12 protein-coding genes and 1 tRNA gene are annotated in these 12,539 nt (G+C 56.1%); 7 read left to right on the top strand and 6 right to left on the bottom strand.

Annotated features, from left to right (window positions below; all coding sequences use genetic code 11):
• Window positions 1-66: 66 nt before the first annotated feature.
• From cgtA to rplU, 3 genes are all read right to left on the bottom strand, one after another.
• Entirely contained in the window at window positions 67-1,137 is a 1,071-nt protein-coding gene (gene cgtA / locus R5L00_RS02435) for an Obg family GTPase CgtA (RefSeq protein WP_317653199.1), read from the bottom strand.
• A gap of 126 nt (window positions 1,138-1,263) precedes the next feature.
• The gene (gene rpmA / locus R5L00_RS02430; RefSeq protein WP_107692443.1) at window positions 1,264-1,536 is read right to left on the bottom strand and encodes a 50S ribosomal protein L27; all 273 of its coding nucleotides are present in this window, start codon (window positions 1,534-1,536) and stop codon (window positions 1,264-1,266) included.
• 12 nt (window positions 1,537-1,548) lie between these two features.
• The gene (rplU, locus tag R5L00_RS02425) at window positions 1,549-1,860 is read right to left on the bottom strand and encodes a 50S ribosomal protein L21 (protein ID WP_107692444.1); all 312 of its coding nucleotides are present in this window, start codon (window positions 1,858-1,860) and stop codon (window positions 1,549-1,551) included.
• Between the two features lie 206 nt (window positions 1,861-2,066).
• On the opposite strand from rplU, the gene ispB reads away from it, so the two are divergent.
• The 4 genes from ispB (at window position 2,067) to ampD (ending at window position 4,399) form a co-directional block, all read left to right on the top strand.
• On the top strand, window positions 2,067-3,035 hold the full coding sequence (gene ispB / locus R5L00_RS02420) for an octaprenyl diphosphate synthase (protein WP_107692445.1): 969 nt from the start codon (window positions 2,067-2,069) through the stop codon (window positions 3,033-3,035).
• A gap of 157 nt (window positions 3,036-3,192) precedes the next feature.
• Window positions 3,193-3,269: transfer RNA gene (locus R5L00_RS02415), tRNA-Pro, on the top strand.
• Between the two features lie 284 nt (window positions 3,270-3,553).
• Window positions 3,554-3,790, top strand: a complete 237-nt coding sequence (locus tag R5L00_RS02410; protein ID WP_107692446.1) for a PP0621 family protein — start codon at window positions 3,554-3,556, stop codon at window positions 3,788-3,790.
• A gap of 66 nt (window positions 3,791-3,856) precedes the next feature.
• Window positions 3,857-4,399, top strand: coding sequence for a 1,6-anhydro-N-acetylmuramyl-L-alanine amidase AmpD (gene ampD, locus R5L00_RS02405; RefSeq protein ID WP_317653193.1), 543 nt, complete (start codon window positions 3,857-3,859; stop codon window positions 4,397-4,399).
• 71 nt (window positions 4,400-4,470) lie between these two features.
• On the opposite strand, the gene R5L00_RS02400 is transcribed toward ampD, so the two are convergent.
• A complete protein-coding gene (locus R5L00_RS02400) occupies window positions 4,471-6,138 on the bottom strand; it encodes an ABC-F family ATPase (RefSeq protein ID WP_107692447.1) in 1,668 nt (555 codons plus the stop codon).
• A gap of 436 nt (window positions 6,139-6,574) precedes the next feature.
• On the opposite strand from R5L00_RS02400, the gene R5L00_RS02395 reads away from it, so the two are divergent.
• Window positions 6,575-7,543, top strand: coding sequence for an acetyl-CoA carboxylase carboxyltransferase subunit alpha (locus tag R5L00_RS02395; protein ID WP_107692448.1), 969 nt, complete (start codon window positions 6,575-6,577; stop codon window positions 7,541-7,543).
• Window positions 7,512-8,936 carry a tRNA lysidine(34) synthetase TilS gene (tilS, locus tag R5L00_RS02390; protein ID WP_317653190.1) on the top strand — a complete coding sequence of 475 codons (1,425 nt, stop codon included), beginning with the start codon at window positions 7,512-7,514 and terminating at the stop codon, window positions 8,934-8,936. Before R5L00_RS02395 ends, tilS begins: the two co-directional genes overlap by 32 nt.
• Window positions 8,937-9,066: 130 nt before the next feature.
• Here tilS and R5L00_RS02385 read toward each other — a convergent pair whose 3' ends face one another.
• Both R5L00_RS02385 and R5L00_RS02380 read right to left on the bottom strand, forming a co-directional pair.
• Complete coding sequence (locus R5L00_RS02385; RefSeq protein ID WP_107692450.1) at window positions 9,067-9,765, bottom strand: pirin family protein; 699 nt, start codon at window positions 9,763-9,765, stop codon at window positions 9,067-9,069.
• Between the two features lie 113 nt (window positions 9,766-9,878).
• Complete coding sequence (locus tag R5L00_RS02380; RefSeq protein WP_317653188.1) at window positions 9,879-11,525, bottom strand: MFS transporter; 1,647 nt, start codon at window positions 11,523-11,525, stop codon at window positions 9,879-9,881.
• A 387-nt stretch (window positions 11,526-11,912) separates the two neighbouring features.
• Between R5L00_RS02380 and R5L00_RS02375 the strand changes: the two genes are divergently transcribed.
• Window positions 11,913-12,473: a sugar O-acetyltransferase gene (locus R5L00_RS02375; protein WP_317653186.1), complete on the top strand. Its 561-nt coding sequence runs from the start codon at window positions 11,913-11,915 to the stop codon at window positions 12,471-12,473.
• Window positions 12,474-12,539: the final 66 nt, after the last annotated feature.

Raw genomic sequence — 12,539 nt, 5'->3', positions numbered from 1 at the left:
GGCGAGGGCCGCGCTCAAATGAAAGGCCTGAGTAGTATAATCGTTGTGCTTCTGTTTATGAACAGCCTATGGCGATGGGTTCTGCAGATATTCGCCCGATGGTGCATGTTCCTCATTTGCGCCTGCTGATTCCTGCTCCAGATATTCCATGATTGCATAAGTCAGTTCCCTGCAACCTTCCCCCGTTACCGCCGAAATGAGGAAGCTTTTGCCTTTCCACAGGAGTTCGCGGAGGAATTTCTTGCCAGCCTTATCCCGCTCTTGCTCATTCAACAGATCAGCTTTATTGAGGACCAGCCAGCGCGGTTTGCGATAAAGCGATTCGTCATACTTCTTCAGTTCCTTGACGATGGCTTTGGCTTCGCGCACCGGATCGACATTTTCATCCAGCGGCGCGATATCAACGACATGCAACAGCAGACGCGTGCGGGCAAGATGCTTTAGGAAGCGGTGTCCCAGCCCTGCGCCTTCTGCCGCGCCTTCGATCAGACCGGGGATATCGGCCATCACGAAGCTCCGATTCTGGTCTACGCGCACCACGCCCAGATTCGGATGCATGGTGGTAAAGGGGTAATCGGCCACTTTTGGGCGCGCAGCGGAGACAGCACGAATAAGGGTCGATTTACCCGCGTTTGGCATTCCGAGGAGCCCTACATCCGCCAAAACCTTGAGTTCGAGTTTAAGATCGAATTCCTCTCCGGGTTCACCAAGGGTAAATTGACGTGGCGTACGGTTAATGCTGGACTTGAAATGCAGGTTGCCAAGGCCGCCTGTGCCACCCTTGGCCAGCAAAACCGTTTGTTCATGCCCCGCCAGATCGGCAATCACTTCCCCCGTAGCCGCGTTTGAGATTACGGTGCCTACTGGCATCCGCAAGACGATGTCTTCGGCCCCCTTGCCGTAGCAGTCCGAGCCGCGCCCGTTCTCGCCCTTTTTTGCCCGATGTTCGCGGGCGAAGCGGTAATCTACCAGCGTATTGATATTGCGATCGGCAATGGCAAAAATGCTTCCGCCGCGCCCGCCATCGCCCCCGGAGGGGCCGCCTTTGGGGATGTACTTTTCGCGCCGGAAACTGGCGACGCCATCTCCGCCTTTGCCGGCGGTGACATGGATCAGTGCTTCATCTATGTATTTCATCGCATCTTGTCCCGCTTATCAGGCTGAAAACAAAAAAGCCCTATCAGATCGACAGGGCTCTTTCGCGGTGGTTCCTGGAAAAACTATATCTGGACAAGAACAAGTACTGGGGCTGCGGGGAACGATTCAGAGCGTGCTTGACTCGACCGGGTGGATACTGACTATTTTACGCTGCTGCGCACCTTTCATCCCAAAATTTACTGTACCGGTGACCTTGGCGAACAAAGTATGATCCTTGCCCATGCCAACATTTTCTCCGGCATGGACCTTGGTTCCGCGCTGGCGGATGATAATGCTTCCAGCGGAGATGAGTTCTCCACCGTAGCTTTTCACGCCCAGGCGTTTCGAATTTGAATCACGTCCGTTCCGTGAACTGCCGCCTGCTTTTTTGTGTGCCATGCTAAGCTCTCCCTATGCCGAAATATCTTTGATCTCAATTTCGGTGTAATTCTGCCGGTGTCCTTGATGTTTCTGATAGTGTTTGCGCCGCCGCATTTTGAAAATGCGTATCTTGTCGTGCCTGCCCTGTTTCAGCACGGTGGCGGTCACCGAGGCGCCGCTCAACACAGGCTTGCCCATTGAAATATTGTCGCCATCCGAGATCAATAACACCTGGTCGATCACAACTTCGCTACCTATATCTGCAGGTATCTGTTCAATCTTGAGCTTTAGCCCGTTCTCGACGCGGTATTGCTTGCCGCCCGTTTTTATAATTGCATACATTTGAATTCTTTCTCTTACGTAAGTGGCCAAAGTACCTGGAAAAAAGTACCTGAAAAAGGTAAACGACAATTATACATTACCCCCTTGATTAGGTCAAAGTTCTGTTGCGAATGAGTTTTGTGTCACAATAGCGGGTTACTCCAGTTAGCGGCTTGACATACTGGCGGTGACGTTTCTACCATGGCACCTTTTTTGCGGGAACCTCTGTGTCGATTGAACGTATCAGAAGCCTTATCGCCCAGGATATGGTCGCGGTGGATACTGTTATCCGCGAGAAACTCTACTCCGATGTGGCGCTCATCCGCCAGGTAAGCGAATACATTATCAATAGCGGGGGAAAACGCCTGCGGCCCGCGCTGGTAATTCTCTCGGCCGGTGCATTCAACTACGCTGGCAAGCATCACTACAATCTTGCCGCCATCGTCGAATTCATCCATACCGCCACGTTGCTGCACGACGACGTCGTCGACGCGTCCGAATTGCGGCGCAGCAAGGCGACGGCAAATGCCCTGTTCGGCAATTCCGCCAGTGTGCTGGTCGGAGATTTTTTATATTCACGCGCATTCCAGATGATGGTCGAGGTGGACAGCATGCGCGTCATGCGGGTGCTGGCCGATGCCACGAATACGATCGCGGAGGGCGAGGTATTGCAGTTGCTCAACTGCCGCGACCCTGACGTGGATGAGGAGAACTATCTGCGCGTGATCCGTTATAAAACCGCGAAACTGTTCGAGGCGGCAACCCGTCTGGGGGCAATCCTGGGCAACGCCACCATGGCGGAGGAGGAGGCGATTGCCGCTTACGGGATGCATCTCGGCACAGCATTTCAGTTGACGGATGACATGCTGGACTACTCGGGGGATTATCAGGAAACGGGCAAGAATCTGGGCGATGACCTGGCCGAAGGCAAGCCCACCCTGCCGCTCATCTATGCCATGAAAGCGGGATCGAGCGCCCAGGCTGCAATAATACGCAACGCGATAGAGAAGGGCGGCGAGGGAGGCTTTCAGCCCATCCTGGACGTCATCCAGCAGACCGGCGCACTGGATTACGCCCGGCAGCGGGCGCAATCCGAATCCGAAACTGCATCCAGAACGATCGCGTCATTGCCCGATTCCGATTACAAGGAATGCCTGTTACAGCTCAGCACTTTTGCAGTAGCAAGAAATTATTAGCCGCTCAGCAAATAGGGACGGAGAATGGTTGAACTCACAAACGTTTCCCGCGGCCCGGAAGGAAATTTGAATTGCCCGGAAATCCCTTCCTGCGTACAATTGCTGCCCACGCGCAGGAAGCGATTATCTCGGGCGCATGTAAACAGCACGGTCAATTCGGGGTGTAGCTCAGCCTGGTAGAGTACTGCGTTCGGGACGCAGGAGTCGGAGGTTCGAATCCTCTCACCCCGACCATGTTTCATAGGGATCACTTTCAAGCAGGTTTTTCCCGGGCATGCCGGGATTCCGGGATTCGATTGCGGAAAACCGGAGGACGTGGCAGCGGTTACCCACAGGTTCCGGGAGCCATGGCCGGGCCGCAGCGCCGGTTCCGAAAGCGTCATGTTATTTCAGCCTTACCCCGTTCCCGGAAGATCCGTCCGTTATGACTTGCACCGTTCTGCGCAGTCGGTAGAATGCAAAGTCTTCTGCTTAGCAGTAGGTGCGCCCAATTCTGATGCGGCAACGGAAACAATACCGTGGGTAGAATTCTTTTCTTCGCTCTTATTATCGTCGTTGTTTTCTGGATAATAAGAAGCTACCGACGGTCGCTCAAAAAGCGTGAAGAAGCGCATGAGGAGCCGCGCTCCCTGGAGGGAGAGGATATGGTTCGGTGCGTCCACTGTGGCGTACATCTGCCGAGGAGTGAAAGCATCACATCCGAAGGGGAATTTTTTTGTAGCGATGAGCATCGCCGCCTGCACCTGAAGTTATAAAAAACCTGGAGTGTCGATAGGTGGGTGGAATGCAACGGCAAGCCGATCAAAATGCAGGTTGATCAAATGCAGACTGATCCAGCGATTTGCCCGAGCAACGTCCGCTTTATTCCTTCTCCCAATTTTGATGAGCGCCCGCCCGGGTGTGAAATAAACCTGCTGGTCATCCACAACATCAGCCTCCCGCCGGATGAGTTTGGCGGCGATGGGGTGATTGATCTCTTCACCAACCGGATCGAGCCCGACACGCATCCCTATTATCGGTCCATATGCGGACTCAAGGTTTCAGCTCACTTTTTCATACGCCGGAATGGCGAAACCATTCAGTTCGTTCCGTGCGAGAAGCGCGCGTGGCATGCAGGTGAATCCTGCTGGCAGGGCAGGAGCCGGTGCAACGATTATTCGATCGGTATAGAGCTGGAGGGGAGCGACAGCGTTCCGTTTACCGACATTCAGTACGCTTCGCTGGCGGCGCTGACCCGTGCGCTACAACAGCGCTATCCTATTGTGGAGATAGCCGGGCACTCAGATGTCGCGCCGGGGCGCAAGACCGACCCCGGCCCCTGTTTCGACTGGGGGCGTTACCGCGCGCTGCTCTCGGACCGTTGATCTCACTTCAAGTCCCCTCTATTCCCTGGATTTCGTTTCCGCGGTCTTCTCCTTTTTTGCAGAGCGCGTGATTATCTTGACGACATGCGCGCCTTTTCCTTTGGCGCCTGATTTCCGCTATTAAAGCCGGAACCGGACACGACGCCCTGGCCACCCAGATAGTCTTCGTAGTTACCCTTGAAGTCCGTGATTCCATCCGATGTCATTTCAACAATACGCGACGCGAGCGAAGAAACGAATTCCCGATCATGGGAAACAAAGATCAACGTGCCCGTGTATTTCTCCAGCGCCGCATTGAGCGACTCGATCGATTCCATATCGAGATGGTTCGTGGGCTCATCCATCAGCAGCACATTGTTTCTTTTCAGCATGAGCTTGCCAAACAACATTCGTCCTTCCTCGCCCCCGGATATGACTTTCACCGATTTTTTTACTTCGTCGCCGGAAAACAGCAGTCTCCCAAGAACGCTGCGCACAGCCTGATCATCGTCCCCTGCACCCCGCCATTGCGTCATCCAGTCAGTGAGCGACATGTCTTCCTCGAAATCGTCCGCGTGGTCTTGCCCAAAATAGCCGGGGCGAGCCTTTTCCGCCCACTTCACCTCGCCTGCGTCCGGCGCGATATCCGCAGCGATAGTGCGCAGCAGGGTGGTCTTGCCGATGCCGTTGGGGCCGATAATCGCGATCTTCTCCCCTGCTTCCACATTGAGACTGAACTTGTGGAACAGCGGTTTTTCCATACCCGGAAACTGCTTGCTGATGCTTTGCACGGATACCGCCAGGCGGTGCAATTTTTCGCGCTCATCCATCTCGAACCGGATGTATGGGTACTGGCGGCTGGAAGGCTTGATATCCTCCAGCTTTATCTTCTCGATCTGCCGTGCCCGACTGGTGGCCTGCCGTGCCTTGGAGGCATTGGCGGAAAACCGGCTGACGAACGATTGCAGCTCCGCGATCTGCGTTTTCTTCTTGGCATTGTCAGCCACCATGCGTTCGCGCACCTGAGTGGAAGCGATCATGTAGTCGTCGTAATTTCCGGGGTAGATGCGGATCTCGCCGTAATCCAGATCCGCCATATGCGTGCAGACGCTATTAAGAAAATGTCGGTCATGGGAAATGATAACGATTGTGCTCCTGCTCGCGTTGATAACATCTTCCAGCCAGCGAATGGTGTTGATATCAAGGTTGTTCGTCGGTTCATCCAGCAGCAGAATCTCGGGATCGGCAAACAACGCTTGTGCCAGCAATATGCGCAGCTTGAAGCCGGGTGCGATTGCGCTCATCAAGCCCTGGTGTTGTGAAAGCGGGATACCCACTCCCAACAGCAGTTCACCTGCGCGCGCCTCGGCGGAGTAACCGTCCAGCTCGGCGAAGTGCGCCTCCAGATCGGCGGCGTGCATGTAGTCGGCTTCGGTGGCATCGGGGTTCGCATAGATCGCGTCCCGCTCCTCTTTCACCCGCCACAACTCGGCGTGCCCCATCATTACGGTGTCGATCACCAAGCAGTGCTCGAAGGCGAACTGATCCTGGCGCAACTTGCCCACACGTTCGCCGGCGTCAACGCTGACATTGCCCGAGGTCGGGTCCAGGTCGCCTCCCAGTATTTTCATGAAGGTCGACTTGCCGCAGCCATTGGCGCCGATCAATCCGTAACGGTTGCTGTCACCGAATTTGACCGAAACATTTTCGAACAGGGGTCGTGCCCCGAATTGCATCGTGACGTTAGCGGTAGTAATCAAAGGTCTGTCCGGAAATGGGTAAAACCCTAAATTTTACCCGATTAATGTGTAATACGGAACCATCCGGGCCGTGAATCCATCGCACCGCGGGTACGGTAAAGCGGTATTTCGGTGCGGAAGTTTATCTCCAATCCAAAGGCCGGCCTGCCGGCTTCCCTTCTCGGATTTCTACAGGCGACAGCTCAGTTCCAGTCGAAAATAATCGAGATGTATTGATATGGGTACCACGTGGAGACGTGTCAGAAAGAAGCATGGCATCGTTTCGCGCGTGTTCCGAAATACGCTACACCTCCCGTTCTTTCGGCGTTGGGGCCCGTCAGCCCGACGTTCCCGTACGCCATCCTCCCACCCGTTCTGCCACTGAACCGCGCCTGATCATTCGTGCGATAGGCCGGCATTCATGTATCATTGCGTTTTCGAATTACATCCGTGTTGCATGAAAATCACCTTTCTGGATTTCGAGCAGCCTGTCGCTGAGCTTGAGGCAAAAATCGAGGAATTGCGCTTCGCCCAGGAAGATTCAGCGGTGGATATTTCAGCTGAAATTTCGCGTTTACAGAAGAAAAGCCAGTCACTTACCACCGGCATATACGCCAAGCTCACACCCTGGCAGATCTCGCAGGTTGCGCGACATCCCCAGCGGCCTTACACGCTTGACTACATCCGGCACCTGTTTACCGACTTCGAAGAGCTTCATGGCGATCGGAGTTTTGCCGATGACCATGCCATCGTCGGTGGGTTGGCGCGATTCCTGGGTCAAACGGTAATGGTCATTGGTCACCAGAAAGGCCGGGATACCAAGGAAAAGATCCATCGCAATTTTGGCATGCCCAAACCTGAAGGCTACCGGAAGGCGCTGCGCCTGATGCGCCTGGCTGAGAAGTTCTCCATCCCCTTGTTCACGTTCATCGATACCCCGGGAGCCTACCCGGGCATTGGCGCGGAGGAGCGCGGCCAATCGGAAGCGATCGGCCGGAACCTCTATGTTCTCGCGGAGCTTAAGGTTCCGGTCATTTGCACCATCATCGGAGAAGGCGGGTCTGGCGGAGCATTGGCAATTGCCGTAGGCGATAGGGTGCAGATGCTTCAATACGCCACATACTCCGTTATTTCTCCCGAGGGCTGCGCCTCTATCCTGTGGAAAAGCGCTGACAAGGCGCCCGAAGCTGCCGAAATCATGGGTATCACGGCTCATCGCCTCAAGACCATGGGATTGATCGACAAAATCATCAGCGAGCCCGCCGGCGGGGCCCATCGCGACTACATTGCGACGATGCATGACGTAAAGATGGCGCTCGAGGAATCGCTCAAGCACCTGCAAGGCCATTCCCCGGAGGCGTTGCTGGAGAGACGCTTCACCCGGTTGATGGGATATGGCAAGTTCAAGGAAGTTAAAATCAAATAACATTTCCCGCAAAGCCGAAAACGTGCTGCGTGAACAGGTCCGGCGAGGAAACCGGCTGTTCGTGGGGTTGAGCGGGGGCGTGGATTCGGTCGTGCTGCTGGATCTGCTCGTACCGCTATCTGTTCAACTTCCGTTTGAGCTTTCTGCCATTCACGTCAATCATGGCATCAGCCCGCGTGCCGACGAGTGGAGCCGCTTCTGCCATCATCTGTGCCGTTCGCGCGGCGTCCCGCTCGAAACCGCCAGGCTCAAAATCAACAGGGAACCCGGCGTCAGCCTTGAAGCCGCGGCGCGGGAAGAACGCTATCGCATATTTGCCACACTGAAGGCAGATTATGTGGTCCTGGCTCAGCATCTGGATGACCAGGCTGAAACCCTCATGCTGCAGTTGTTACGCGGCGCGGGCGTGAAAGGGCTGAGCGCCATGCCCGTCGTCAGGGCAACGCGTGTGGCGATGAAGGATACATGGCAACCGAACAGCGGGAGCGCGTCCCCCGCCCGAACCTCGCCCTACCCGCTGATTTTGCGGCCGCTGCTGGAAGTATCGCGCCGGGAGATCGAGGATTATGCTCAACGACATGCGTTGCAGTGGATAACCGATGAAAGCAACGATGATACGGCTTTTGATCGCAACTTCTTGCGCCACGAATTCTTTCCCATGCTGGAGAAACGTTTCCCTTCCTATCGCAAGGCTTTCCTTCGCGCAAGCGGGCATTTCGCGGAGGCATCCGCCCTACTGGATGAATTGGCCGAGGTCGATAGCAGGGAATGCGCCCGTACGGGAAGCATCGAGATCGAATGTTTGCGCAAGTTGAGTTTTCTTCGCGCCAAGAACCTGCTGCGCTACATGTTTGCCCGCAGGGGCGCGATACTGCCGAGCGCCGCAAAGCTGGAGGATATCCTGCGGCAACTGCTGTTTTCCGGGGCTGATGCGAAACTGCATGTGAGGTTCGGAAATAATGAAATACGCACATTCAGAGGCTTGCTACATATACGCGAAACAAGCGCATTTCCCCCCATCCACTGGTGCATGGGCTGGCACGGAGAGAAACAACTTGTTCTTGCCGAGTTGTGCGGGGCCTTGAAATTCACGGCTGCTGAAGGAGTGGGGATCAGCCTGCGTAAACTTACCGAATATCCCGTGACAGTTCGGTTGCGCAGAGGCGGGGAGGGCTTGCGACCGGATTGCAAACGGCCGCGCCGCAGTCTCAAGAACCTCTTGCAGGAGGCGGCGATGCCGCCATGGGAGCGAAAAACGCTTCCGCTGTTATTCATCGGGGAACAACTCGCCTGCGTGCCAGGGCTCGGGGTGGATTGCAACTTCCAGGCCGCGCCAGGGGAGCAGGCATTGGTCGTTGCCTGGTGCCCGGGCGTAGCCGTGACCGGACAGTAGCTCCGGCAGACAATTTTCAGTCGCTCAAGCCGAGCATGAGCGACTATCAGATGGTAGTTGTGCCGCAATTACCCGCCAGTTATCCCGCTTGTACGTTATCACGCAGCCGCTGCTTCTTCGCTTCTGCCGTCTACGCGAGCTCGAAAACCAGCACCTCCGCGTTTCGGCCCTGGTCAAGAACCGCGCGCTCTTCGCCTGCGAGCATGGCGCCATCACCAGTCTGCAGAGAGACACCATTCAGCGATACCTCGCCGCGCGCGACCTGCACGTAGACATACCTGTCTGGTGCGTTGGAATGCTCAACCCGTTCGTTGCCATCCAGCAGGCCGGCAAACATTTTCGCATCCGCATGGATTGTCACGGAACCATCAGAGCCGTCTGGTGACGCGATCAGGCGCAGCCTGCCGCGTTTTTCCTCGTCCCTGAAATACTTTTCCTCATAGCTGGGGGTAATGCCTGCCGCATTGGGCAGAAACCATATTTGCAGGAAATGAACTTGCTCGGTTTGTGATGGGTTGAATTCGCTATGCAGTACACCTGTGCCGGCGCTCATCCGCTGCACATTACCTGGACGAATAACGGAACCGTTGCCCATGTTGTCCTTGTGTGCAAGTGCGCCGTCCAGTACATAGCTGACGATTTCCATATCGCGGTGTCCGTGGGTGCCGAAACCGCGGCCCGGTTCCACGGTGTCGTCATTAATGACGCGTAGCGCGCGAAACTGAACATGTTTGGGATCTTGATAATCCGCGAAGGAAAAGCTGTGCCAGGAATTCAGCCAGCCATGGTCGGCATGACCGCGATCCTGCGCGCGTCGTAATTCCAACATATCTATTCTCCTTTAATAGACGGCTATGCAAAGGCGTGGCATATCGGGTGCTTACTCTAGCAGAAGAAAAAAAGCCGCGGAAGATCTGACTGGGGGCGCGAACGGAAGAGCCATCATGGGGCGGTTTCCATTGAGCCATCGGTAAACGCTTTGGGCGCGCCCCCGATAAAATGTGAAACCCTGGGGGCGGCGCTACCAATATGAAAACGGTGAATGATTTCCTGGACGCGCTGGTCTTCGCGCGTGACCCGAGCGTGCTGACGCAAATGGTCGAGCCATGAGTCTTGCTGAAACAGCTCGATATACCGCCCCGGTACGGTGATATCCTCAAACACACCCCAGCTGAATGCACCGTCCCGCCGCCGCATCGTGCCAAGTTGCTGCATCGCATCCAGGAAGGCCTCACGCTGCTCGAGTTCAATCTCGTATTCGATAGTGACCAGGACGGGACCGCGATCCTTATCCAGCTCGCTTGCCGCAGGGGGATGTGGCCAATGGAAAGACGGCGACAGGTCAGGCGTCTCCGGACCACCGAGGCTGAATCCGCGCACGGCCAGCGCTGCAAGCATCGCACCCGCAGCCGACCCCAGCAGCGCGGCGGAGATGCCTGCGTGCGCCGCGACCCAACCCCAAAGCAGGCTGCCGAGCGTAAGCCCGGCGGAAAAGACCATGATGTACAACGACAGGGCACGGCCTCGTACCCATGCCGGCACCGAGACCTGTGCCGCGACTTGCAGCGATGACAGGGCCGTGACCCAAGCTGCGCCGGCAATGATCATCACTCCATACAACACGGCTTCGTTGCGCACCGTTCCCAACGCCACCATGGTCAGCGCGTAGACCACGCTCGCGATAAGCACCAGGCGGTCACGGGAAATGCGGGCCTGTAGCCGCGGTAAAATCATGACTGCGGCTACGGCGCCGATTCCGACGAAGGTCAGGAGAAATCCGTAGGTCGCGGGGCCGCCGGCGAGTTCGTTGCGTGCAATCAGCGGGAGCAATGCCCATGCGGAGATGGTGAAAAGAATAAAAGCGATGGTACGGATCAGCACGGCACGGAACGGCGAAGCGCGGTGCGCGTAGCGCAAACCGGCACGCAGCGCCTGAAAGAAGCGCTCGGGCGGCAGCGATCGCTCCTCCGGCTGCCTTTTCCATGACCAGAGCATCACCATCATGCCGATGAATGAGACTGCGTTAAGGCTATATGCAGCCCATGCGCCAAGCTGCGATAGAAGCAGACCGGCGATGGCCGGGCCGATGGAACGCGAGAGGTTCATCGACAGCGAACCCAGGGCAACAGCTTGCGGCAGCATATTTCTGGGAACGAGTTCCGGCGCCGTGACGCTGAGCGCCGGTTGCGCCATCGACGCGCCAATTCCGAGCGCGAACGTCAGAATCAACAGGTTCCAGGGATCGAGCTGATCGACCGCGGCCAGGAAAGTCAGCATTGCCGCGCAAACCGCCATCCATAGCTGGGTGGCTATCAAATAACGCCGCCGATCCACAATATCGGTAAGCGCCCCCGCAACCAGCGCGAACAGTACCATCGGCAAGGATGCGGCTGCCTGCACCAGCGATACCATTACCGGCGAATGAGACAGATCGGTCATCACCCAGCCCGATGCCACCCCATTGATCCAGGTGCCAATGTTAGAACCGAGCGCGGTCAGCCAGAATGCCCGAAACACAGGCACGCCCAAAGGGCCCCAGGCGCTGGCGTCCGTGGTAGGCGAGGCGGTATGTTCGTCCGACTTATTCACACCAGTCACTCGTTTTCATCGCCGCAGCGCACCGCTTGCTCCTTGTCTTTGTATCGCAACGTAGTTACATCCCGAGATCAGCCCGCTCCGGGCCAATGCGCAACGTTGGCTCATCTGCGCGCGTCGCTAACGACCGTGATGATCTGCCAACACGGTGGGCTGATACCGGCTACGATTCGCTCATTCTGCAGGGTAACGGATGTGGGCGTACAGACCTTGCGCTGGACCCATCGGGTCTGACTTGTTCCTTCCCCGGTGATGCGCGTTGCCCGATAATTGTCTATAGCATATAGAAATAGAACACGCTTGTTCTCACAGGTTCGTAGTAACTTTCCACAGTAAATACATCGGCGGTCTGTCCGGTTTCAAAACAATCGCGGAGGCTTGATGAAAACTGAAAAGGACAAAATGCTGAGTGGGTACCTCTACAATCCGCACGACCCACAACTATCCGATGAGCGCCGCCATGCCCGGCTTCTTGTTAAAAAACTCAACGATACCCGGGCCGATCAAATTAGCGAGCGTGCGTGCCTCGTTAAAGAACTCATACCCGCTGCAGGAGAGGGTGTCTGGATCGAGCCGCCTTTCTATTGCGACTATGGGAGCAATATTACATTAGGCGACAAGGTCTTCTTCAATTTCAATTGTGTTGTCCTCGATGTCGCTCCCATCCGTATAGGGTCGCGCGTGTTATTCGGGCCGGCTGTCCAGGTCTACGCAGCGACACACCCCTTGCGCGCTGGTGATCGCATGACCGGACTCGAACTCGGAAGGGATATTCAGATAGACGATGACGTATGGATAGGAGGTGCTGCCATCATATGCCCCGGTGTCCGGATCGGTGCAAGGTCTGTGGTAGGAGCGGGCAGTGTGGTGACAAAAGATATACCGGAAGGGGTATTTGCCGCTGGCAACCTATGCCGCATTTTGCGGGAAATCGAAGGATGACCAGGAAACGGTCAAGACCACCACGGGCCGATCGTAATGTGTTTCTTTCCTGTTGCGCACGAGAAG

Source organism: Nitrosospira sp. Is2 (assembly GCF_033095785.1).
Taxonomy (GTDB): Bacteria; Pseudomonadota; Gammaproteobacteria; order Burkholderiales; family Nitrosomonadaceae; genus Nitrosospira.
Note: the sequence above shows the minus strand (reverse complement) of the source record. Positions and strands in the feature narration are given on the sequence as shown.